The sequence below is a fragment of the Cellulomonas sp. genome (genome assembly GCF_036279715.1).
GTDB lineage: Bacteria > Actinomycetota > Actinomycetes > Actinomycetales > Cellulomonadaceae > Cellulomonas_A.
This window is the reverse complement of the sequence record NZ_DASUIR010000106.1, coordinates 15,623-37,879: the sequence shown is the minus strand read 5'-3', so window position 1 is coordinate 37,879 and position 22,257 is coordinate 15,623. Positions and strand designations below refer to the sequence as shown.

The 22,257-nt window shown below is 74.2% G+C and carries 17 protein-coding genes and 1 pseudogene; 10 read left to right on the top strand and 8 right to left on the bottom strand.

The genetic code is table 11. The features are described from left to right. Positions 1 to 131 precede the first annotated feature (131 nt). Together VFW79_RS10550 and VFW79_RS10545 are read left to right on the top strand one after the other, a co-directional pair. A complete protein-coding gene (locus VFW79_RS10550; RefSeq protein WP_329677263.1) occupies positions 132 to 833 on the top strand; it encodes a FadR/GntR family transcriptional regulator in 702 nt (233 codons plus the stop codon). Next, a complete protein-coding gene (locus VFW79_RS10545) occupies positions 833 to 1,615 on the top strand; it encodes a YoaK family protein (protein ID WP_329677262.1) in 783 nt (260 codons plus the stop codon). Before VFW79_RS10550 ends, VFW79_RS10545 begins: the two co-directional genes overlap by 1 nt. Here VFW79_RS10545 and VFW79_RS10540 read toward each other — a convergent pair. Next, positions 1,510 to 3,114: a gluconokinase gene (locus VFW79_RS10540; protein WP_329677261.1), complete on the bottom strand. Its 1,605-nt coding sequence runs from the start codon at positions 3,112 to 3,114 to the stop codon at positions 1,510 to 1,512. The two genes, VFW79_RS10545 and VFW79_RS10540, sit on opposite strands and share 106 nt — an antisense overlap. Then, positions 3,111 to 4,520 carry a mannitol dehydrogenase family protein gene (locus VFW79_RS10535; RefSeq protein ID WP_414647939.1) on the bottom strand — a complete coding sequence of 470 codons (1,410 nt, stop codon included), beginning with the start codon at positions 4,518 to 4,520 and terminating at the stop codon, positions 3,111 to 3,113. Before VFW79_RS10535 ends, VFW79_RS10540 begins: the two co-directional genes overlap by 4 nt. A 100-nt stretch (positions 4,521 to 4,620) precedes the next feature. Here VFW79_RS10535 and VFW79_RS10530 point away from each other — a divergent pair, with 100 nt between their 5' ends. Next, complete coding sequence (locus VFW79_RS10530) at positions 4,621 to 5,904, top strand: lactate racemase domain-containing protein (protein ID WP_329677259.1); 1,284 nt, start codon at positions 4,621 to 4,623, stop codon at positions 5,902 to 5,904. Here the strand turns inward: VFW79_RS10530 and VFW79_RS10525 are convergent. After that, positions 5,805 to 6,899 (bottom strand): LacI family DNA-binding transcriptional regulator, encoded by a 1,095-nt coding sequence (locus VFW79_RS10525; protein ID WP_329677258.1) that lies wholly within the window; start codon positions 6,897 to 6,899, stop codon positions 5,805 to 5,807. The genes VFW79_RS10530 and VFW79_RS10525 overlap by 100 nt on opposite strands. A 383-nt stretch (positions 6,900 to 7,282) precedes the next feature. On the opposite strand from VFW79_RS10525, the gene VFW79_RS10520 reads away from it, so the two are divergent. Continuing rightward, on the top strand, positions 7,283 to 8,185 hold the full coding sequence (locus VFW79_RS10520; RefSeq protein ID WP_329677257.1) for an ATP-dependent sacrificial sulfur transferase LarE: 903 nt from the start codon (positions 7,283 to 7,285) through the stop codon (positions 8,183 to 8,185). Beyond that, entirely contained in the window at positions 8,178 to 8,876 is a 699-nt protein-coding gene (larB, locus tag VFW79_RS10515; RefSeq protein ID WP_329677256.1) for a nickel pincer cofactor biosynthesis protein LarB, read from the top strand. Before VFW79_RS10520 ends, larB begins: the two co-directional genes overlap by 8 nt. Here larB and larC read toward each other — a convergent pair. The 3 genes and pseudogenes from larC to VFW79_RS10500 form a co-directional block, all read right to left on the bottom strand. Beyond that, on the bottom strand, positions 8,873 to 10,132 hold the full coding sequence (gene larC / locus VFW79_RS10510; RefSeq protein WP_329677255.1) for a nickel pincer cofactor biosynthesis protein LarC: 1,260 nt from the start codon (positions 10,130 to 10,132) through the stop codon (positions 8,873 to 8,875). The genes larB and larC overlap by 4 nt on opposite strands. 62 nt (positions 10,133 to 10,194) lie before the next feature. Then, positions 10,195 to 10,848: pseudogene (locus VFW79_RS10505) on the bottom strand (glucuronate isomerase); the annotation flags it as partial. 130 nt (positions 10,849 to 10,978) lie between these two features. After that, entirely contained in the window at positions 10,979 to 11,659 is a 681-nt protein-coding gene (locus VFW79_RS10500; protein ID WP_329677284.1) for an alpha/beta fold hydrolase, read from the bottom strand. Positions 11,660 to 11,776: 117 nt separating this feature from the next. Between VFW79_RS10500 and VFW79_RS10495 the strand changes: the two genes are divergently transcribed. Then, on the top strand, positions 11,777 to 12,067 hold the full coding sequence (locus VFW79_RS10495; protein WP_329677254.1) for a hypothetical protein: 291 nt from the start codon (positions 11,777 to 11,779) through the stop codon (positions 12,065 to 12,067). A gap of 38 nt (positions 12,068 to 12,105) precedes the next feature. Here VFW79_RS10495 and VFW79_RS10490 read toward each other — a convergent pair whose 3' ends face one another. After that, positions 12,106 to 15,414 (bottom strand): bifunctional proline dehydrogenase/L-glutamate gamma-semialdehyde dehydrogenase, encoded by a 3,309-nt coding sequence (locus tag VFW79_RS10490; RefSeq protein ID WP_329677283.1) that lies wholly within the window; start codon positions 15,412 to 15,414, stop codon positions 12,106 to 12,108. Positions 15,415 to 15,520: 106 nt separating this feature from the next. On the opposite strand from VFW79_RS10490, the gene VFW79_RS10485 reads away from it, so the two are divergent. The 4 genes from VFW79_RS10485 (at position 15,521) to VFW79_RS10470 (ending at position 21,016) form a co-directional block, all read left to right on the top strand. Beyond that, positions 15,521 to 16,309: an aldo/keto reductase gene (locus VFW79_RS10485; RefSeq protein ID WP_329677253.1), complete on the top strand. Its 789-nt coding sequence runs from the start codon at positions 15,521 to 15,523 to the stop codon at positions 16,307 to 16,309. 3 nt (positions 16,310 to 16,312) lie between these two features. After that, positions 16,313 to 17,464, top strand: coding sequence for a M15 family metallopeptidase (locus tag VFW79_RS10480; protein WP_329677252.1), 1,152 nt, complete (start codon positions 16,313 to 16,315; stop codon positions 17,462 to 17,464). 227 nt (positions 17,465 to 17,691) lie between these two features. Further along, positions 17,692 to 18,327 (top strand): hypothetical protein, encoded by a 636-nt coding sequence (locus VFW79_RS10475; RefSeq protein WP_329677251.1) that lies wholly within the window; start codon positions 17,692 to 17,694, stop codon positions 18,325 to 18,327. 1 nt (position 18,328) lies between these two features. Then, positions 18,329 to 21,016, top strand: coding sequence for a hypothetical protein (locus tag VFW79_RS10470; protein ID WP_329677250.1), 2,688 nt, complete (start codon positions 18,329 to 18,331; stop codon positions 21,014 to 21,016). A gap of 139 nt (positions 21,017 to 21,155) precedes the next feature. On the opposite strand, the gene VFW79_RS10465 is transcribed toward VFW79_RS10470, so the two are convergent. Next, positions 21,156 to 22,247, bottom strand: a complete 1,092-nt coding sequence (locus VFW79_RS10465; protein ID WP_329677249.1) for a HoxN/HupN/NixA family nickel/cobalt transporter — start codon at positions 22,245 to 22,247, stop codon at positions 21,156 to 21,158. Between the last annotated feature and the right edge of the window lie 10 nt (positions 22,248 to 22,257).

The window sequence follows — 22,257 nt, the reverse complement described above, 5'->3', positions numbered from 1 at the left end:
AAGGTCCGCCAGCGGCATTCGAAACAGACTGTTTACACAGTCGATACCGGGGGAAATATTGGTCCGACCATCCGACCGCTGAGATGCTACTGTGCCGCTGTCCCGCACCGTCGATCAGAGGAGCAGCGTCCGTGCAGACCACTCCCGTCCCGCCCCTCGCGCACCGCGCACCGAGCATCTCCGTGACGCTCGCCGCACATTTCGAACGGCTGATCGCGACCGGCGGGCTGCCCCCCGGATCCCGGCTTCCGAGCGAGCGAGACCTCGCGGCGTCGATGTCGGTGTCACGCGCGTCGCTGCGCGAGGCGATGGCGGAGCTCGAGAACAAGCACCTCATCGAGCGCACCCCCGGCCGCGGGACCATCGTCGTCGAGGCGTCAGCCGAAGAGCTCGAGCTGCGCGGGCTCGCCGCCGACTCGGCCGAGCAGGACGACGCGGCCGAGCTGCGCCTCGTCGTCGAGCCGTCGATCGCCGCGCTGGCAGCCCAGCGCGCGACCGAGTCCAACCTCCTCCAGCTTCGGGAGGTGCTCGACGCCTCAACCCCAGCTCTCAAGCCGGCCCGCTCGCTCGAGCTCGACCTGGAGTTCCACCTCCTGCTCGCGCACGCCGCGGGCAATCCCCTGCTCGTCACGCTGCACGGCCTCATGAGCGAGTGGACGATGCCGGTGCGCACGCACTCGCACTCGACCCGCGCCGGCCGGACGCACTCCGTCGCCTGGCACCGTGCGATCTACGACGCGGTGGCGGCGCACAACCCCGACGCCGCGCGTACGGCCATGGAGAGCCACCTCGCCGACGTCCGCCATCTCATCGCTGCCGAGACAAGCCGTTGATGCGCCTCCCCTCGCCCCGCACCCTGTATCCGGCCGGACTTCTGATCCTGACCGCCGCGACTGGGACGATCGACGCCGTCAGCTACCTCGCGCTCGACCGGGTCTTCACCGGCAACATGACCGGCAACGTGCTGTTCATCGGCTTCGCTCTCGCAGGCGTCGACCACATCCCGTTGCTCAACAACGCGATCGCGCTGGCCGGATTCGTGCTGGGCTCGATCCTCGGTGCGCGGGTCGTCGGCCACGAACACCCTCGGGGGCTGCCTCGCGTCAGCGCGTGGCTGCTCGCGACGGGCTGCGTTCTGGCCGCACTCCTCGCGACCGCCTGGGCCCTCACGTCGACACTCGGCACCCCGGCCCAGCTGATCGTGACCGCTCTGCTCGCCGGTCTCATGGGCGCCCAGGTCGCCGCGGTCAAGCCGGTCGGCAACGTCGACATCACGACGATCGTCGTGACGAGCACGCTCGCGAACCTGTCCCGCGACAGCCGCCTCGCCGGCGGACGTCAGCCCACGCGCCACGCGGCGCGGGACCGGCTCCTCGCGGTGATCGCCATGGGCATCGGTGCGACGGTGGGCGCCGGCGCGATCCGGTGGACGTCAGGTCCGGTCGCGCTCGGCGCTGCGACAGCGGTCTTCGCGCTCGGCACCGCGGTGCTCATCCTCGGCCGCGTCGCTCAGCGGCGCGCTGACGAGCCGTCCACCCCCACCGCCGAGAACAGCCGCGCGACCTCGTCGTACGCGGCGAGCAGCTCGGGGATGCTCGACCGGACCCGCGCGTAGAGCGCGACGTCGACCGCAGAGACCGGCACGGCCGGCTCGACGTCGGTCGAGGGACCTGATCCGCCCGCCGCGAGCGCCACGGCGTCCGCGAGCGACGTCGCCCGACCGAGCGCGTACAGCCCGAGCGCGGCGGCGCCGAGCGCCGATCCCTCCGCTCCGCCGGTGACCTGCAGCGGGTGCCCGAGCGCCGCCGCCATGACCTCGCGCCACACCGGCGAGCGGAAGGCGCCACCGGTCGCCCGGATCTGCGTGACCGGCTCGAGGCGGTTCAGCTCCTCGACGATCGCCGACAGCTGGAGCGCGACGCCCTCGACCGCAGCCCGCACGAAGTGCCCACGCGTGTGCTCGTGCCGGATGCCGAGGTAGGCGCCGGTCAGGTCCGGGTCCCACAGCGGTGCCCGCTCGGCGAGCAGGTAGGGCAGCATGACGAGCCCGTCCGAGCCGGGCGGCACGGCGTGCGCGAGCGCCAGGAGCTCGGCGTCGCGGGGGGCACCGTCGGGTCCGGGTGGCAGGTCGCAGCCGAAGACACCGCCCGCCCAGCGCACGACGACGCCGCCGTTGCTCACGGCGCCGCCGACCACCCAGGCGTCGTCGGTCAACGCGTAGCAGAACAGGCGACCGTCGGGGTCGACGACAGGCTGCGGGACGACCATGCGGACCGCGCCGCTCGTGCCGAGCGACAGTCCGACGACGCCGGGCTCGAGGGCACCGGTGCCGAGGTTGCCCAGCGGGCCGTCACCCGCCCCCACGACCACCGGGGTCCCCGGGGCCAGTCCGACGCGCGCGGCCATCGCGGCCGACAGGTCGAGCGTCGCGGTCGTCGGCAGGATCGGCGGGAGCTGGTCGGCGCGCACTCCTGCGACGTCGAGGGCAGCGGCCGACCACGTGCGGGTCGCGTTGTCGAGCAGTCCGGTGGCTGACGCGGACGACAGCTCGGTGACGAGGGACCCCGTGAGCGCGAGGAGAACGTAGTCCTTGAGCCCGACCCACCACCGAGCCGCGGCGCACACCGCGGGCTCGTGCCGCGCGAACCACATGAGCTTCGTCAGCGGGCTCATCGAGTGCACCGGTGTGCCCGACGTGCGGTGCAGCGCGGCTGCCTGACCCGTCGCGCGCAGGTGGGCCGCTTCCCCGTGCGCGCGCGAGTCGGCCCACGTGACGAGCGGGGTGAGGGGGTGCAGGTCGGCGTCCAGGGCGATGAGCCCGTGCATCGCCGAGCTCACCGACACCGCGACGACCTCGGCGCCGCGGGCCGCGGCCACGCAGTCGGCGAGCGCCCCGGCGACGGCGGCGACGATCGTCTCGGGGTCCTGGACCTGCCAGCCTGGCTCCGGGGACAGCAGCGGGTACTCCCGGATCGCGGTGTGCCGCCACGGGTCGCCGACGCCGAACGCGACGACCTTGGCCGCGGTCGTCCCGACGTCCAGCCCGATGACGACCTCGGCGGGGAGGCTCGGGGCCACGGGCTGCAGGGAGGGTGTGGACGGCGACGTCATCATGACCCCATCAGGTCGTGGGCGGAGGTGATGACCGCTGCCACGAGCCCGGCGTCGGACGCGAGCGCCCTGTCGAGGTGATGCAGCACCGCGGGGACCGCGTCAGGCAGCGGGCCGGCCGCGAGCGGCACGAGCACGGTGGCAGCCGGGTCGGCCGCCGGCGCACCGGCGCCGCGCAGGTGGCACACCCAGGCGGCCAGGATGCGCACGGCCCCAGCCGGCATGCGGCCCGCGGACCGCACACCCCGCAGGGTCGGCACGATACGCACCGGCAGCTTGAGCGAGCCGTCCGTCGCGATCTGGGCCAGGAGGTGGCGCATGCGCGGGTTGGTGAAGCGCTCGAGGAGCGCAGCCCGGTACGCCGCGACCTCGTCGGGCGGCAGCGTCAGGTAGCGGGACGACTCGTCCCACCACTCCTCGACCCAGGCGCGGCAGACCGGGTCGCCGATCGCCTCCGCGACGGTCTCGTGCCCGCGGATGCTGCCGGCGTAGGCGAGCAGCGAGTGGGCACCGTTGAGGAGCCAGAGCTTGCGCTGCTCGAACGGCGTGACGTCGTCGACGATCCGGGCGCCCACTGCGTCCCAGCCGGGGTGCCCGGCGAGGAACTCGCCCGCGAGGACCCATTCGCTGAACGGCTCCGTCACGACCGGGGCGGCGTCCTCGCAACCCGTTGCGGCGAGGACGGCGCGTTCCACGTCGTCGGTCGGACGGGGGGTGATCCGGTCGACCATCGTGGTCACGAACGACACGTTCGCGTCGATCCAGCTCGCGAGGGTCGGGTCGACGGCGTCAGCGAAGCCGCGGACGACTCGCGCCGCGACCGCGCCGTTGTCGGGGAGGTTGTCGCACGGCACGATGCTCACCGGGCCGCTCCCCGCGGCACGTCGGGCGAGCAGGCCGGCAACCAGCCGCGCCGGGACGGTGTCGACGACCGCGAGGGGGTCGGCGCTCAGCACGGTGATGTCGTCGGCGACGTCCGGGCGTGCGACGTCGAGCGAGCCGTCGGCGCCGCGGGCGTACCCGGCCTCGGTCACCGTCAGGGTGACCAGGGCGAGGTCGGGCGAACGCAGGTACCCGAGCCACGCCTCGTGCTCGGATGCGGCGTGGACCGCCGAGACGCTCGAGACGACCTCGTAGTCATCACCGTCCGGGCGCTGCGTGACGAGCGTGTAGAGCCCGTCCTGCAGTCCCATCGCGTCGGCGAGCACGGGCGTGCGCCCCGTGAAGGCGGCGATGCCCCAGTCCGGCGCGTCGGGTGCGTGCTCGGTGTACCAGGCCTGGTGGGCCCGGAAGAAGTTGCCGAGACCGAGGTGCGCGATCCGCACCGGGGCCGCAGGCCGGGCGTCCCCGGACGATCGCGAGAGACGGCGGGCTGTGTGGGTCGAGGACGTGGCGGTCACGCTCGCCATCCTGGTCGTCGCGAGAAGCGGGCGGCAATCGGTTGCCACTTCTTGCCGCCGTCGGCGCGAATCCTTGCTCAGGCCCCCCGCAGGGCGCATCGTGGCCCGCATGACCACGACGCAGTCGGGAACGACCCAGACCGGCTCCAGCGTGATCGGCGGGCCCGCGCAGGTCCTCACCGACGACGAGATCACGCGGTTCGTGCGCGAGCAGCTCGACGCGCGCGACCTCGACGGCCGCAGCGTGTGCCTGGTGATCCCCGACGGGACCCGCAGCTGTCCGCTGCCGCTGCTCCTGAGCGCGGTGCACGGCGCGCTCGCCGGTCGCGTGACCCGGCTGACCGCGCTCGTTGCCCTCGGGACCCACGCCCCGATGGACGAGGCCCACCTCGCGAAGATGCTCGGGTACGCCGTGGGCGGGCTCGAGGAGCGGTACCCCGGCATGACGGTGCTGAACCACGAGTGGTGGGACCCGGACACGTTCGTGTCCCTGGGCGTCATCCCGAGCACGCGGATCGCCGAGCTGTCCGAGGGCCGTCTCGCGCAGAGCGTCGACGTCCGGCTCAACCGGGCCGTCGTCGAGCACGACGTCGCGATCGTCGTCGGGCCCGTGTTCCCGCATGAGGTCGTCGGCTTCTCGGGCGGCAACAAGTACTTCTTCCCGGGTGTCGCGGGCCAGGCGATCATCGACCTGTCGCACTGGCTCGGCGCGCTCATCACCAGCTCCGAGATCATCGGCACGCGCGGCATCACCCCCGTGCGAGCCCTGATCAACGAGGCGGCCGCGATGATCCCGTCCGAGAAGCTCGCGCTGTGCGTCGTCGCGCAGTCCGGGACAGGCGCGCTGCACGCGGCAACCTTCGGTGACACCGAGTCCGCGTGGGCCGCCGCGGCCGACGTCGCGGCCGAGACGCACGTGCGGTACCTCGACGCACCCGTCACGCGCGTCCTGTCGATCATCCCCGAGAAGTACGAGGACATCTGGACCGGGGCCAAGGGCTTCTACAAGCTCGAGCCCGTCGTGGCGGACGGCGGCGAGGTCATCATCTACGCCCCGCACATCACCAAGATCTCCGAGACGCACCCCGAGATCTACGAGATCGGCTACCACTGCCGCGACTACTTCGTGAAGCAGTGGGACCTGTTCTCCGACGTGCACTGGGGGGTCCTCGCCCACTCGACGCACCTGCGCGGCGCAGGCACGTGGGACGCCGAGCACGGTGAGCGCGACCGCGTCCGCGTGACGCTCGCGACCGGCATCCCCGAGGACGTGGTCCGCAAGGCCAACCTCGGCTACCTCGACCCGTCGACGCTCGACGTGGCGGCGTTCGAGGCCGACGGCGAGACCTTCGTCGTGCCGAACGCGGGTGAGGTCCTCTTCCGCCTGCGCTGAGCCGTCGAGTCCCGGACGACGAGGCGGGTCGGCAGCACGACGGGCTGGCCGGTGCGGCTGCGCGCACCGTCGATCATCGACAGCAGGTGCGTCGTCGCCGCCGACCCCTCGGTGTGCAGCGGCGCCGCGACGGTCGTGAGCGCGGGCGTGACGAGCTCGGCCGCGAAGATGTTGTCGAACCCGATCACGCTGACATCGCGCGGCACCTGGACGCCGGCCGCGCGCAGACCCCGGATGAAGCCGATGGCCACCTGGTCGTTGTAGGCGATCACGGCCGACGTCGGCGCCTCGAGGAACTCCGCGACCGCGAGCGTGCCGCCCTCGACGTCGGGCGTGACGGGGCCGACGCGGCGCACCTTGAGCTCGAGCTCGAGCGCCGCCTCACGCAGCGAGCGCCACCTCATCCCGTCGGTCCAGGACGCCTCCGGACCCGCGACGTAGGTGACGTGGTCGTGACCCAGCTCGCCGAGGTGCTCCGCGGCGCGGCGCATCCCGCGCGCGATGTCGGTCACGACGCACGGCACGTCGACGATCGCGCGGTTGAGGACCACGACGGGCTTCTGCTTGGACATCATCCGGATCGCGGAGTCCGACATGCGCGAGCTCGCGAGCAGGATCCCGTCGACCGTGGCCATCGCGCGCTCGACGGCAGCGCGCTCGCGGACGTCGGACTCGCGTGTGTCGACCAGGAGCACCGTGTACCCGGCCCTGCCCGCGGCATCCTGCGCGCCCCGCACGATGCCCGAGTAGAACGGGTTCGCGATGTCGGAGACGACCAGCGCGATCATGCGTGTCCGGGACGTCGACAGGGCGCGTGCGACCGGGTTGGCCCGGTACCCGAGGTCCTGCGCGACCCGCCGGACCCGCTCGGCGGTCTCGGAGCTGACGCGACCGGGCCGGGAGAAGGCCCGCGAGACCGTGGACGGGGCGACGCCCGCGGCGCGCGCGACGTCGTAGATCGTGACGGTCGGTGGAGCACCGTCCCGACCTGTCATGGACCCGTCTCCCTCGATGTCGCTGCCGCCGCCGTGCGGCTCGGCGGGCCTCGCCGCCCGCCCGGCACGGGCCCAGCGGTCGCCTCGAGCCTACGGCGCGGTCCCGCGGGGCAACTCCTGGCAACCGATTGCCCCGGCAGTGGGCCGCTGGCTCAATGGGAGACGCGCCGCCGCGTTCGCTCTGCTCGCGGCGGTCATCATGGTCACCTGCCCGCTGACCGAGGCGCGGTTCACGCAGATCGTCGGCGAGGTCCGCGCCCGCAGCGCCGCGCGCCCGTGCGGTCGCGTGGACCGTGCGGGCGTCTGCTGCACACAATGGCTGCTGCACGCCATGGTCGCTCGACCGGTCCGAGAGCACGTCAACAGTGAGCTGAGGTGACGCAGTGCCCGCACAGACCGACGTGACGCTCTCGCCCGAGGTCGGCGCGGCCGCAGAACGGGTCATGGAGCTCGTCGCCGGCAGGGCCCGGCTCGGCGTCGCCTTCTCGGGCGGTGTCGACTCGGCCGTCCTCCTCGCGCTCGCCGTCCGGGCTCTCGGCTCGGACGGCGTGATCGCGGTCCTCGGCGTCTCGCCGAGCCTCGCGGCCGACGAGCGGTCCGCGGCGCACGACGTCGCGGCGTTCATCGGCGTCCCCGTCGTCGAGGTCGCGACCCACGAGGGCGAGAACCCCGCGTACCGCGCGAACGGCCCGGACCGGTGCTTCTTCTGCAAGGACGAGCTGTTCACGCGGATCTCGGACGACGTGGTCGCCGCCCACGGGCTCGGAGCGGTCGCGTACGGCGAGAACGCCGACGATGCGCGACGACCCGACCGGCCCGGCTCGCTCGCCGCGACCCAGCACCAGGTGCTCCGTCCGCTCGCCGCGGCGGGGCTCGACAAGGCGATGGTGCGCCGGATCGCCCGCGAGCTCGCGCTGCCGTGCGCCGACAAGCCGGCGGCTCCGTGCCTCGCGTCGCGCATCCCGCACCACGACGAGGTCTCCCCCGCCAAGCTCGCCCAGATCGAGGCCGCGGAGAAGGCCCTGCGCGCGCTGGGGTTCGCCGACTCGCGCGTGCGTCACCACGGCGACGTCGCGCGCATCGAGCTCCTCGCGACCGACCTGGAGCGCGCGGTCGCGCCCGGCCTGCGCGAGGCCGTGCAGCGCGCCGCGACGGACGCAGGCTTCCGGTTCGCGGCGATCGACCTGGCCGGCATCCAGTCGGGCGCGTTCACGCTGTCGCTGGTCGACGTCAGCGGCCGGCCGGCCGGCTCCGGCGGCGCCACGCTCGGGGCAGCCCGTGCCTGACATCTGGCAGCCGCCCGACTCGATCGCGGACTACGTCGAGCTCGACCACGACCGCGTCGCGCGCCGCGGCTACGGGGAGGCCGTGTACTGCGAGGGCAAGTCGCCCGCCCAGCTCGCCGCCGTCGCCGAGGCGGTCGCGGAGCGCTCCCGGATCGCGTCGACGCCCTCGGCCACGCTCTTCACGCGCGCGTCCCCGGCGCACGCCGAGGCCGTCCTGGGCGTGCTGCCCGACGCCCGGTACGACGAGGACGCGCGCCTCCTCGTGTGGCCGCCCGTGCCGCCCGCACCCACCGGGGGGCTCGTCGTCGTGCTCGCGGCGGGCACGTCGGACCTGGCCGTCGCGCGCGAGGCGTACCTGACGGCGGTCTACCTCGGTCGGGTCTGCGAGCTCGTCGTCGACGTCGGGGTCGCGGGGCTGCACCGCGTGCTCGCCCGGGTCCCGCTGCTGCGCAGCGCACGGGTCGTGGTCGTCGCCGCCGGCATGGACGGCGCCCTGCCCGGGGTCGTCGCGGGTCTCGTCTCGGCCCCGGTGATCGCGGTGCCGACCTCGGTCGGGTACGGCGCTGCGTTCGGTGGCCTCGCGCCCCTGCTGACGATGCTCAACGCGTGTGCGCCGGGCGTCGCGGTCGTGAACATCGACAACGGCTACGGCGCGGGTCACCTGGCCGCGCAGATCGCGGCACCTGTCTAGGTCGGCGCGACGACCTCGTCCGCGTCGACCAGGTCAGCGACGCGCGCACCGGGCACCAGGCCCGCGTGCTCGACGGCCGCGACCGCCGATGCGAGCAACCCGCGGACCGGGACGCCCGCGGAGTCCGCGAGCGCGGCGACGTCGTCGAACTCCGGCGTCGCGTGCACGACGACCCCGTCCACGTGCGCGACCTTGACCCGGACCGCACCGCCCGCGACGGGCACCGTCCGGGTCAGGCGGTCGAGCGCGGTGCGCGCCACCTCGACCTCGCGGACGCCGATCGTGCTGGTCAGCGCGAAGACGAGGGTCCGGAGCGCCGCGCGGTGGCCGGCGTCGGCCAGCACGGCGAGCGTGTGCGCGGGGCGGCCCTTCTTCATGACGATCGGGACGAGCCACGCATCGGCGGCGCCGGCCTCGAGGAGCGCCGCCAGGACCGTGGGCCACACGCGCGGGTCGAGGTCGTCGACGTTGGTCTCGAGCACCCACATCCGGGTCGAGGCGTCGGTGCCGGTCGAGCCGTTCGCGGTCGACGCGTCGGGCAACCCGAGCACGACCCGCACGACGTTGGGGCGACCCGGGGTGTCCCGGGTTCCCGCGCCGATCCCGACCGCGCCCACTCGCAGCGCAGGCAGGTCCTCGGAACGGGTGGCGAGTGCCGTCACCAGCGCCATGCCGGTGGGGGTCGCGAGCTCGCCGTCACCGCCGCTCGTCACCGACCACCCCTCCGACAGCGCGAGGACGGCCGGCACGGGGACCGGGATCTCGCCGTGAGCGGCGCGGATCCGACCTGACCCGAGCGCGATCGTGCTCACCGAGAGCGACGCGACCCGGAGGTCCTCGAGCGCTGCGCACGTCCCGACGACGTCCGCGATCGAGTCCCAGGCGCCGACCTCGTGGAAGTGCACCTCGTCGGGCGCGACGCCGTGCACCCGACCCTCCGCGTCGGCCAGCCGCGCGAACGTCGCGAGCGAGCGGTCACGGACCCCGGCCGGGATGTCCGCCTCCTCGATGCGCGTGCGGATCGTCCGCCACGTGCGGTGCGGGTGGTCCGCGACGAGCGTGCGGACGTCGAGCTTCGTCGCGCGCATCCCGGCGCGCTGCACCGTGCGCGTCTCGAGGCGCACGGTCGCGGGGAGCACGGCCTCGACGACCGACTGGACGGCGGGCAGCCGTGCGCCGGCGTCGATCAGGGCACCGAGCAGCATGTCGCCGGCGACCCCGCCGGACGCGTCGATCCAGGCATGCAGCGTGCTCACGTCGTCCACTCCCCCACGGTACGGGTGACCCGGCCGGCCGACGGTCGGACGCGTCGCGCTGGTCAGAGGTTGAACGCGACGCGCGGGCAGGTCGCCACCAGGTCGATCGCGGTCTCGAGAGCCTCGTCCTCGTCGAGGCGGTGCTCGGCGACGAGCTGGGCCAGGTAGCCGCTGTCGAGGCGTCGGGACATGTCGTGGCGGGCCGGGATCGAGCAGAACGCTCGCGTGTCGTCGATGAAGCCCGACGTCTTGGCGAAGCCGGCCGTCTCGGTGACTGCTGCCCGCCAGCGCCGGACCGCCTCGGGGGCGTCGAGGAACCACCAGGGCGCGCCGACGTACACCGAGGGGTAGAAGCCGGCGAGGGGCGCGAGCTCACGTGAGAAGACCGTCTCGTCGAGCGTGAAGAGCACGAGGCGCAGGTTCGGTTGCGTGCCGAACCGCTCGAGCAGTGGCCGCAGAGCGTCCGTGAACTCACCCCGCAGCGGGATGTCGTGGCCGGTGTCCGGGCCGTAGGCCTCGAACGTCGGCCGGTGGTGGTTGCGCAGCACCCCGGGGTGCAGGGTCATCGTGAGGCCGTCCTCGGCGGACATGCGCGCCATCTCGAGCAGCATGTGCCGGCGCAGCGAGGCCGCCTCGTCGGGCGTCGCCGTGCCCGTCACCCCGGCGCGGTAGATGCGCGCGGCCTCGGCGGTCTCGAGCGGTGCGGTGCCGACGTCCTCGTCGGCGGGGAGGAGACGGTCGAGGTGCGGGCTCAGGGGCGCGGCGCTGGACATGGCCGCACTCTCCGACCCCGCCGGAACGGACGGCAATCGCTTGCCATCTGTTGCCGCGGACGGTCGACGAGCGTCAGGCGACCGCCGGCAGGTGCAGCTCGGGCACGTGCAGGCCGGGCAGGTGCAGCGCCGGGAGACGCAGCTCGTGCAGCGCGTCGAGCAGGATCCGGTTGAACGCGACGGGCTGGTGGGAGTTGACGTCGTGGCCCGCGCCGGGCACGACCGTCAGCCGGGTTCCGGGCCGGGCGCCGAGGTACCGCCGCTCGTCGAGCCGCAGCGGGTCGCGCCGACCGTTGACGAGCCACACGGGCACGTCGAGCCCCCGGAGGTCCGCGAGCGGCGAGTACCCCGTGAGCACCCTCAGCATGTCGGTGACGACCGACCAGTCGTCGCCGCCGATGTCCAGGGTCCGCGTCACGTGGCCGGCAAGCCTGCGGTACGCGCCGACGGGCTTGCCGCGGATCTCCGTCGAGCACCCCGCGAGAACGACGCCAGCGAGCGTGCCCTCGCGGCGCGCGGCGTACGCGAGGGAGGTGTACCCACCGAGCGAGAGACCGACGAGGAGCGGCGGGACGGCACAGCCGGCGACGGCCTCGTCGATCGCCGCGAACGCGGCCTCGGCCGTGAACTTCTCGCTCGCGCGCGTGCCGTGGCCGGGCAGGTCGATCGCCACGCCGCGGTGCCCGCGCCGAGCGACCGCGGCGACCTGGGGGGACCAGATCGCCGACGACGTGCGGACTCCGTGGACGAAGATGACGGGACGCGGGATGGCAGGGCTCTTCTCGGAGGCTGGCGGGGCTGCTGGTTCGATGGTACGCGGCGCTGCTGAGCGGTCCCTGGGCGCGGTTGGAGCCGTGGGAGCCTTGAGCACATGCCGTCGTACCGCATCACCCTCGGCGTCGGCGCGCTGCGCGCCGGGACCGACCCGCAGTCCGTCCTGCCGGCCGCGGCGGCCGCGGCGCGCGAGCTGACCGTCGTCGAGGCGTGGGACCTCGCCGTCGTCCGCGGCGAACCCCGCATCACCGTCCGGTTCACGGCCGACGACGACGAGGGCGCGACGCACGTCGGGCGCCACACGAACGCCGTCGTCGAGACGCTCGCGGACGTGCGCACCCCGCAGCTGAGCCGCCGGTGGGGCGCCCGCTGGTACCCGGTGCGCTGAGCCCCGGACGGCGTGCGCGAACCCCGCGGCGCCCGACGTCAGCTCGCATCGACCTGCTCGGCGATGTGCCCGAACCGGTGCGCCGTGCGGCTGATCGCCTGCTCCCGCAGGACGCACAGCAGCTCGCGGCGGCCGCTCGCGAGGACCGGCTGGTCGAGCACCGTGACGTCACCGACGCGGGTCCGGGCCGCCTCGCGCAGACCGGGCGCGAGCCCGATGACCCGGATCCGACCCGTCACGCGACCCGCCGCGACCCGCGCGGCGAAGGCCGCGTCGTCCTCGTTCCAGAGGCGGCTGATCGCGACGGGCACCCGGGCCCGGGCCGCCGCCGCGAGCACGCGCATCACCTCGCGCTCGCGCGCACCGGCTCCGACGCGCACGGTCAGGTGCGGCACCGGTCGGTAGCGGAAGATGTTCGCCTCCGCGCGCAGCCCGCTCGGGTCGTGCTCGCGGCCGAGCTCGAGGTCCCAGCACCGCGCGTCGTCGGCCTCGGCCCACGCGAGCCAGGCGTCGTCCCCGACAGGCACGTCCGGCGAGTCGGACCAGAGGCCGAGCTGGGCGACGTAGTTGGGGCCGCCGGCCTTGGCCCCGGGCCCCACGACGGACGCCTTCCACCCGCCGAACGGCTGCCGGCTCACGATGGCCCCCGTGATGTGCCGGTTGACGTAGGCGTTGCCGACCTCGACCCGGTCGAGCCAGTGGTCGATCTCGTGCTCGTCGAGCGAGTGCAGGCCGCCGGTCAGCCCGAACGCGACGGCGTTCTGCAGCTCGAGGGCCTCGTCGAGCGTCGCGGCCCGCATGACCCCGAGCACGGGCCCGAACACCTCGGTCGTGTGGAAGAACGAGCCCGGCGCGACGCCGCTCTTGACCCCCGGCGTCCACAGCCGCCCCTCGGCGTCGAGCTGTCGCGGCTGCACGAGCCACTGCTCCCCCGGGTCGAGCGTCGTGAGCGCGCGCAGGAGCTTGCCGGCGGCGGGCTCGGTGAGCGGACCCATCGTCGTCGCCAGGTCCGTCGCGGGCCCGACGGCGAGCGAGGCGACCGCGTCGGCCAGCTGGCGGCGCAGGCGCCGGCTTGTCCCGGCCGACCCGACGAGGATCAGCAGCGACGCCGCCGAGCACTTCTGCCCGGCGTGGCCGAACGCCGACCGCACCACGTCCGCGACCGCGAGGTCGTGGTCGGCCGAGGGCGTGACGATGATCGCGTTCTTGCCCGACGTCTCCGCGAGCACCTCGAGGTCGGTGCGCCACGACGAGAACAGCCGCGCGGTGTCGATCGACCCGGTGAGGACGACGCGCGCGACGGCCGGGTGGGTCACGAGCCGTCGACCGGCGCCGCCCTCGGTCGCGAGCAGCACCTGCAGCAGGTCGCGCGGCACCCCGAGGTCGTCCATGGCGCGGTGGATCGCCCCGACCGCGACCTGCACGCACCGCGGGGTCACGTGGGACGGCTTGACGAGCACCGGCGAGCCGGCCACGAGCGCGGACAGGACCGATCCGACGGGGATCGCGACCGGGAAGTTCCACGGCGGCGTCACGACCGTCAGGCCGTCCGGGCGGTAGGTCGCGCCGGGCACGCTCCCGTCCGCGAGGAGCTCGGCCTGGTCGGCGTAGTACCGGGCGAAGTCCACGGCCTCGCTGACCTCGGGGTCGGCCTCGGCGACCGTCTTGCCGGCCTCCTGGACCATCGTCGCGACGAGATCGCCGCGCGCCTCCTCGAGGTGGACGGCCGCGCGGCGCAGCACGTGGGCGCGCCGGGCGGGCGACGTCTGCGCCCACAGCTCCTGGTGCACCTGGGCGCGTGCGACGGCCGCGTCGACGTCGTCGGTCGTCGCGACGGCGGTCCCGGCAGGGACGACGACGTGACGCACAAGCACGTCGGCGGCCCAGTCGCGCGACGCGGCGACGGCCGGGTCGGTGTCGGCGGCGTTGACGAACGGGTCGCCCGGAGCCGCCTCGACGGGAGCGGGCCGCGGGCCGCGTCGCGGCGTCGTCGGCGGCTCCTCGCTCCGCCGCACCGACGAGATGAAGGCCGCGCGCTGCCCCGCGAGCCCGTGGCCGGCACCGTCCGCCGGGGTGAACATCGCCGCGAGGAAGTTCTGCGGTGCGGCGTTCTCCTCGAGCCGTCGGACCAGGTAGGAGATCGCGACGTCGAAGTCCGACCGCGCGACGACGGGTGTGTAGAGCAGGACCGGGCCGACGACGTCCCGCACCGCACGGGCCTGCGCGGGCGCCATGCCCTGGAGCATCTCGATGTCGAGCGCCTCCGAGACGCCGCGGTCGTTCGCCAGGAGGTGCGCGAGCGCGACGTCGAACAGGTTGTGGCTCGCGACGCCGACCCGGACGTCGCGCGCGCGCTCGGGCCGCAACGCGCGGTCGAGGAGGCGCACGTAGTTGGCGTCGACGTCGGCCTTGTCCGGGTAGGGCGCCTGCTCCCAGCCGTGCAGCTCGGCCTCGACCTGCTCCATCGCGAGGTTCGCACCCTTGACGAGACGGACCTTGATCCGCGCACCGCCGAGCGCGCGGCGCCGGGCCGCGATCTCGCTCAGCTCGTCGAGCGCGGCCGACGCGTCCGGCAGATAGGCCTGCAGGACGATGCCCGCCTCGAGCCCCAGCAGCGCGGGATCCAGGAGCAGCCGCTCGAACACCTGCACCGTGAGCGCGAGGTCGCGGTACTCCTCCATGTCGAGGTTGAGGAACGTGGCGTGCCGGGCGGCGGCGAGATACAGCGGACGCAGCCGGGCGACGACCCGGTCGCGGCTGCCCGCGGTGTCCCACGTCGACAGCTGGCTTGCGACGGACGACACCTTGACCGACACGTAGTCGACGTCGGGACGCCGGACCAGCTCCTGCACCCGCTCGAGTCGCCGGGTCGCCTCGGTCTCCCCGAGGACGGCCTCGCCGAGCAGGTTGAGGTTGAGGCGGAAGCCGTCGGCCGCGGCGCGCGCGATGTGCACGGCGAGGTCGTCGCCCGCATCGGCGACGAGGTGCCCGACGATCTGCCGCAGCCGGAGCCGCGCCGCGGGCACGACGGCCTGGGGCAGGAGGGGGGCCAACGGTGCCCCGAGCGTGAGCAGCGTCCGGTCGACCGGGCCGAGGAACCCGCGGGCCGCGGAGGCGTAGCCCGTCAGGGCAGCGAGCTCGCGCGCGGCGACACGCTCGTCCTCGGGGCGCGCGACGCGGTCGATGAACCGGACCGCGAGCTCGAGGCCCGCCGGGTCGGAGACGAGGGCGGCGAGCCGGCCGGTCGTCCGCTGCTCGCTCGCGGTCTGGCCCGCGGCGCTCGCCGCGATCCACTGCTCGGCGAGCTCGAGGGCTGCAACAGTCAGGGAAGTCGGGCTGGTCTGCATACTCACCTCTTCTACTCCCTGTGGGTGCCGTCCGCGAGAGGCCGCGCCCGGTCGGTCCGACCCGGCCCCTGGGACAACGACGGAGCCGACCCGGCATGATGGTCCGGTGACTGCTGCACAGCTCCCCACCCTGGCCCTGCGTGGCGCCGACATCCCGCTCCTCGGGCTCGGCACCTGGCGGGCCGAGGGGGATGGCGCCGTGCTCGCCACGACGACCGCCCTCGAGCTCGGCTACCGCCACATCGACACCGCGACCGGCTACGGCAACGAGGCCCAGGTCGGTCGCGGGCTCGCAGTGTCGGGCGTGCCGCGCGACGAGGTGTTCCTCACCACGAAGCTGCCGCCCGACCGCGCAGGCCGCGAGCGCGAGACCCTCGAGGAGTCGCTGACCGACCTGGGCACCGACCACGTCGACCTGTGGCTCGTGCACTGGCCGCCGAACAAGCAGGCCACGCCCGCCACGTGGGAGCAGTTCATCGCGCTGCGCGACGAGGGGCTCGTCCGTGCGATCGGCGTGTCCAACTACTCGGTCGCCCAGATCGACGAGCTGATCGCCGCAACGGGCGAGGCGCCCGCGATCAACCAGGTGCCGTGGAGCCCGACCGACTACGACGCGCAGCTGGTCGCCGACCATGCCGCACGCCGGGTCGAGCTCGAGGGGTACAGCCCGCTGCGGCGCACCGACCTCACGCACCCGACGCTCGTCGAGGTCGCGGCCGCCCATGAGGTCACCGCTGCCCAGGTCGTGCTGCGCTGGCACCTCGACCACCATGTCGTCGTCATCCCGAAGTCGGTCCACCGCGATCGCATCGCCGCCAACCTCGACATCCTCGGGTTCGCGCTCACGGCGGCCGAGGTCGCGCGTATCGACGAGATCGGCCCCCGGGCAGGCTGAGCCATGAGCGGTGACGCGCCCGACACCGAATCGAGAGGCGCACGGCGCCCCTCGACGGGCGCCGTGCGGCGCCGGCTGCTGACCTGGCTGGCCCCGGTCGTCGTGGTCGTCGTCGTGGCGGCGTCGTTCGCCGTGGTGCAGGTTCGCGCCGCCCGTGCGGCCGATGTCCGAGCGGCGACTCAGCGGGTCGTCGAGGCCGACGCGACGCAGGCGGCCCGGGTCGCCGCCGACGCAGCCGCCGCGCGGGACGAAGCGGCTCGGCTCGCACGAGAGGCGAGCGTGGCTGCCGAGCGCGCCGCGGCCGTCACGACGGTCCAGACCCAGGTCGCGACAGCTGAGCCGGTGCTCGCGGCGTCCGAGGGCAAGGTCGACGACGACGCGGTGCGCCGCGCGCTCGCGACCGCGATCGAGGCGGCGCGCACCACGATCACAGCGGCCGCCGAGCCGGTGAGCGCAACGGCACCGGATGCGGCCGCGATCCTCGCCGCGGGCACGGCCGTCGACACGGCCCGCGGCGCGGTCGAGGCGGCACAGGCGACGTGGCGGCAGGCGGCCGAAGCGGCTGCGGCAGCGGCAGCCGCGGCGAAGAGGTCGACGGCCGCGAGCACGCCGGCCGCGGCCGGCTCATCGGCGGCGGATCTCGCCGCAGCGGCTGCGGCAGCGAAGGCGAAGGCGGCCGCGGGGGGCGTGCCCGTCTCGGTGACGTCGGTCCCCACCGCGGACGGCGACGGCTCCAACGGCCACATGCCCATGTCGTCGATGTGCCTGATCGGCTGGGGGACCGACCAGATCGGCAGCCCGCAGTACCTGCGCTGCGACGCGGCGGACGCGCTGGCCGGGCTCAACGACGCGTTCCGCGCCCGCTTCGGCGAGTCGCTCGCGATGGATCTCACGTACCGCTCGTACGACGAGCAGATGCGGATCGCCGCCTACTACGGCGCGCTCGCCGCGAAGCCCGGCACGTCGTCGCACGGGCTCGGCACGGCCCTCGACGTGCAGGAGTGGCCTGGGGTCTACGGGTTCGGCACCGAGCGGTACGTGTGGCTCGTGGCCAGCGCCCCGACGTATGGCTGGTTCGCGCCGGCACGGGTGCGCGAGACCGGTGCGTATCCCGAGTACTGGCACTACGAGTACGGCCCGGGTCGCACGAGCTGATCGACGGGCGGACGCCCTCGTGCCGAGCTCCGAGGCGCGTCAATGTCACGGTCCGATAACGATCCGGCGCGCTGGGACCAAAGTACCTAGTACTCACTGTGCTAGGTGTCTGAGCCGCTGATAGACATTGCCTCCTCCTACCCGGGGACCCCTCTGACCGGCAACGTCGCCGGTCCTCCGCCCCGGACGACCGCACCTTCCGCGCACTTCACCACAACGAGGTGGTCATGAATCGACACGCGCTCGCGGGGATCTTCCTCGCCGTCCTGGCTGCACTGATCGTCCTGCTCTCCGGCTTCCTCGGACCCGACGTCCAGGGAGTCGTCCTGCTCGGCGCGGCCCTCGGCGGCGCCCTAGGCCTCGTCCCGGACCGCTCCCCCGCGCAGCGCGTCGGAGCGTTCGCCGTCGGGTTCGTCGCCGCCTGGATCGGCTACCTGCTGCGTGCCGCGACGCTCCCCGACGCGCCGAGCGGTCGCGCCGTGGCCGTGCTCGTCGTCCTGCTCGTGTGCCTCGCGGTCGCCGCAGCGACCCGTGGCCGGCTCCCGCTGTGGGCTGCGCTCGTCGGCGCGGGCGCGATGGCCGGCTCGTACGAGGCGGCCTACGCGGCCGACCCGACCGCGTTCCTCGCGTCGTCTCCCGCCTCGGCGACCGCCGTCCTGCTCACCGCAGGTGCCGGGTTCGTCGCCACCGCGTTGCTCGGGCCGAGCGTCGCCGACGACCGAGCGAACGAGCGTGCGACCTCCGCCACGGCCGAGGAGGTCCACGAGCCCGTCCGTGCCCCGGCGCTCGAGCCTGTCCGGGACCGCCAGCACGCCGAACCCTCCCCCGTCTTCCGCTCCTTCGAGCCCACCCCGGAGGCCTGACGTGACCGCACCGACCACCGCCCCCCGACGGCCCCACCGCTCCGTCGTCAGCTCACGCGCGCTCCGCCGCGTCGGGACCGCGAGCCTCGCCCTGCCGCTCGCGATCCTCGTGGCCTCGACGCCCGCGAGCGCCGGCACCGCGAGCGCGACCAGGACGGCGGCCGCCGCATCCACCGGTGACGTCGTCGTCACCAACACCGAGACGGTGCAGGCCCGGCTCGACGCGACCGGCAAGCAGCAGGAGGCCCGCGTCTACGAGCAGCTCACCTTCACGGGCAAGGGCAAGGCGCACGTCTCCAACCCCGTGTCGACCAAGGGGCTGCGCAACCTCGACGGCTTCGGCGGCTTCACGGTGGCCGACGGCGCGCTCACGACCGATGTCACGGTCGACGGCGAGCAGCGTCTGCGCACCGTGAGCGACCTCGATCACCCGCTGCCGCTCGCCGTGTCCGTCGCGTACACGCTCGACGGCACGGTCGTGAGCCCCGGCAGCGTGCTCGGGAGGTCGGGGACGCTCGAGGTCCGGTACACGGTCACGAACACGACCACCCGCCAGGACAAGGTCTCCTACGACGACGGCACGGGCACGCAGGTCGCCACGACCGCCGAGACGGTCGTGCCGATGATCGGTCAGCTCGTCACCACGCTGCCGTCCACGTTCACGGCGGTCACGTCGGGCGAGGCGAGCATCGCGGGCGACGGTCGCGGCGGCACGATCATGACCTTCCAGATGACGCTGTTCCCGCCGATCGGCTCCGCGACCGCCGAGTTCGGGTACACGGCGCGGATCACCCAGGGCGTCGTCCCGCCCGCGACGATGACCGCGCTGCCGGTCTCACCGTTGACCAGCACGTCGTTCAAGGGCGGCTCGGCGAGCTACGCGAGCGGCGCTCAGGCCGGCGTCGACCTCACCGCGGGCGCGATCACGATCGACTCGAGCGTGCTCCAGCTGCGCGACGGCGCGGCGAGCCTGCTCGACGGCCTCGTCCAGCTCCGCGACGGTGCCGGGGCGCTGTCCGCTGGCCTCAACGACGAGGCGGCGCCCGGTGCGGCTCAGCTCGCCGCGGGCCTGACGACGGCGCACTCTGGTGCCGCCCGGCTGGCCGGTGGCGCGTCCACGCTGGCCGGTGGGCTCGTCCAGCTCCGAGACGGCGCCACCCAGCTGTCCACCGGACTGAGCACCTCGGCGGTCCCGGGGGCCAACCAGCTCGCCGCAGGCCTGACGACCGCGCACACCGGCGCGTCCGCCCTCGCGGGCGGCGCGCAGCAGGTCGACACCGGCGCGCAGCAGGTCGCTGCGGGGAGCGCTCAGCTCGACGACGGGCTCACGTCGGCAGGCAGCAAGGTGCCCGCGCTGCTCGCCGGGCTGACCCAGGTCGACGGGGGGCTCGCCAAGATCGACGCGGGACTCGCCCAGCTCCAGGGCGCGAACGGACTGGCCGCGATGTCGGCCGGCATCGGTTCGAAGGCGACGGCCGGGACGCTGCTGTACGGCATCGACCAGCTCCGGACGCAGATCGCCGCGGCGGTGGCGGGCCTCACGAACCTGCAGGGTGCCGCCGGCGCAGCGACCTCGTACGTCGGCAACGGCGACGACCTGCGCACGGCAGCAACCGATGTCACGACCGCGGCAGGAGACGCCGGCGTCTCGCCGGCGACCCATGACTCTCTTGTGGCCATCGCGACGGTGCTCGGGACCCGCGCCACGGCGCTCGACAACGCCGCCGGCTACCTGGTGGCAGTCAACGGCGGCCTCGCGTCGCTCAGGTCCCAGATCGACCCCGCAGCGAACACGGCCCTGCTCACCATGGGCTGCGGCCTGAGCTCGGCGTCGTACGTCGGGGTCTGCGACCCGGCCAGACCCGGGCTGCTCGAGGGCATCGCCTCGGCGATCGCGGCCATCGGGAGCCCGAGCGCGACCCCCGCCGACCAGGCAGGGCTCACCCTGCGCGGCGGCCTCAACCTGGCCCGCGGCGGCGTCGCGCAGCTCTCGGCGGGGGGCCAGACCCTCGTCGACGGCCTCGGCCAGCTCTCGAGCGGCGCGTCCGCGCTCCGCACCGGCGCCGGTCACCTGGTCGGCGGGACGGGGCAGCTCGTCGCCGGGTCCGCCCAGCTCTCGGGCGGCACGGCGTTGCTCGAGACCGGTGCGGGCAGCCTCGCGTCCGGACTGCGCACCGCGAGCGCAGGGTCGACGACGCTCACCGAGGGCCTCGGAACCGCTGCCGGCGGTGCACCGACGCTCGCCGACGGCGCCGCGCAGCTCTCGGGCGGCACGGCGCTCCTGGCGACGGGTGCGAGCAGCCTCGCGTCCGGTCTTCGGACGGCCGCGGCAGGGTCGACGACCCTCGCCGACGGGCTCACGACCGCGGCCGGCGGGGCACCTGCCCTGGTCGACGGCGCCGGGCAGCTCTCGGCGGAGGGGACCTCGGTGCTCGTGTCGAACGGCATGGCGACCGCGGCCGACTACGGCGTGAAGTATGCGGTCATCGCGGCCGGCGCCCAGCGTGCGGCGGACGAGGGCATGGCGTACGGGGCGCCGTCGGGCGCTACTGGGGCCACCGCCTACTCGATCGAGATCGCCGGGGTCGACGGTGCGGGCGTCGGCAACGTGGGCCGGGGCTTCGCCTCGATCGCGCTGTTCGGCGTCGGCTCGGTCGTCGCGACGCTCGCCCGGCGCCGCTTCGCCTGAACCGCGAGCACTCGGTCGGGGACCGGCCCGACCGGGACCACGACGCCGCCAGACCTGCCGGGTCCGGCGGCGTCGTGCTGCCTGGCGACAGGTGGTCGACGTGTCTCCGGGGCGCAGGGCGCCGTGGGCCCGCTGCCCGTCAGTCGAGGCCGGGCTCGTCGTACCGTCGCCACCGCCAGAGGGCTACCGCGCCGACCCAGGTGAGCAGGAAGACGACGAAGGACGCGATCCCGACCTGGTTGAGGTCGAGCGACGCGAGCGAGGACCACGGTGGGTGCCCGGCCCAGCCGGCGCGGTCCCCCACGAGCTGCGCCACCTCGACGGTCGCGATCCCGGCGGCCAGCGCGACCGACAGCCCGGTCAGCGTGATGTTGTAGAAGACGCGGCGCAGCGGGTGGCCCGACGCCCAGCCGTAGGCGCGGGTCATGAGCACACCGTCGGTCGTGTCCCACAGGGTCATGCCGGCGGCGAAGAGCAGCGGCAGGGCGAGGATGGCGAGCGGCGGCAGGCTCCCGCCCGCGGCCGATCCGGCGGCCAGCCCGATCGCGCCGATCTGGGTCGCGGTGTCGAACCCGAGGCCGAAGAGCAGCCCGATCGCGTACACCTGCCAGGGGTGGTCGATCAGTCGGTCGTAGCGCCCGCGGAACAGCCGGTTGAGCAGCCCGCGTCGTGCGAGCAGCTCGGCGAGGTCGACGTCGTCGTGCTGCCCTCGGCGTGCTGCGCGCCACGTCCGCACGAGCCCGACCAGGACGGCACCGTTGAGCACCGCGAGCAGGTAGAGGAACGACGCCGACACGATCGGTCCGACGATCGCGCTCGCACCCGCGAAGCTCGACTGCACGCGCGCCGCCGCCTGTGCTGCGAACGCGATCCCCAGCGACAGCCCGAGGACGACCGTCGAGTGGCCGAGCGAGAACGCGAGCCCGACCCCGAGCGGGCGGCGGCCCTTCTGCAGCAGGTAGCGGGTCGTGTCGTCGATCGCGGCGACGTGGTCCGCGTCGAACGCGTGCCGGACGCCGAGCAGGTAGGCGGTGAGCCCGGCCCCCGCGTACACGGCCGACGACCCGCCCCCGCCGCCGAGTCGAAGCTGCCCGCCGTAGTGCGCGAACAACCCGAACCCCACGACATGCAGCGCGAGCACCACGCCGTAGAGGGGGACGAGCCGCGCGGCGTCCGACCGGCGCGCGACCGCTACGTCCGTCGATGCCGCGTCCCGGACCGCCTCGCTCATCGGATCGCTC

What these genes read in the sequence shown, in the direction of transcription:
- VFW79_RS10545 (WP_329677262.1), top strand. Translation starts at nt 833, where the DNA reads ATGCGCCTCCCCTCGCCCCGCACCCTGTATCCGGCCGGACTTCTGATC.
- VFW79_RS10540 (WP_329677261.1), bottom strand. Translation starts at nt 3,114, where the DNA reads ATGATGACGTCGCCGTCCACACCCTCCCTGCAGCCCGTGGCCCCGAGC.
- VFW79_RS10535 (WP_414647939.1), bottom strand. Translation starts at nt 4,520, where the DNA reads ATGGCGAGCGTGACCGCCACGTCCTCGACCCACACAGCCCGCCGTCTC.
- VFW79_RS10530 (WP_329677259.1), top strand. Translation starts at nt 4,621, where the DNA reads ATGACCACGACGCAGTCGGGAACGACCCAGACCGGCTCCAGCGTGATC.
- VFW79_RS10525 (WP_329677258.1), bottom strand. Translation starts at nt 6,899, where the DNA reads ATGACAGGTCGGGACGGTGCTCCACCGACCGTCACGATCTACGACGTC.
- VFW79_RS10495 (WP_329677254.1), top strand. Translation starts at nt 11,777, where the DNA reads ATGCCGTCGTACCGCATCACCCTCGGCGTCGGCGCGCTGCGCGCCGGG.
- VFW79_RS10490 (WP_329677283.1), bottom strand. Translation starts at nt 15,414, where the DNA reads ATGCAGACCAGCCCGACTTCCCTGACTGTTGCAGCCCTCGAGCTCGCC.
- VFW79_RS10480 (WP_329677252.1), top strand. Translation starts at nt 16,313, where the DNA reads ATGAGCGGTGACGCGCCCGACACCGAATCGAGAGGCGCACGGCGCCCC.
- VFW79_RS10475 (WP_329677251.1), top strand. Translation starts at nt 17,692, where the DNA reads ATGAATCGACACGCGCTCGCGGGGATCTTCCTCGCCGTCCTGGCTGCA.
- VFW79_RS10465 (WP_329677249.1), bottom strand. Translation starts at nt 22,247, where the DNA reads ATGAGCGAGGCGGTCCGGGACGCGGCATCGACGGACGTAGCGGTCGCG.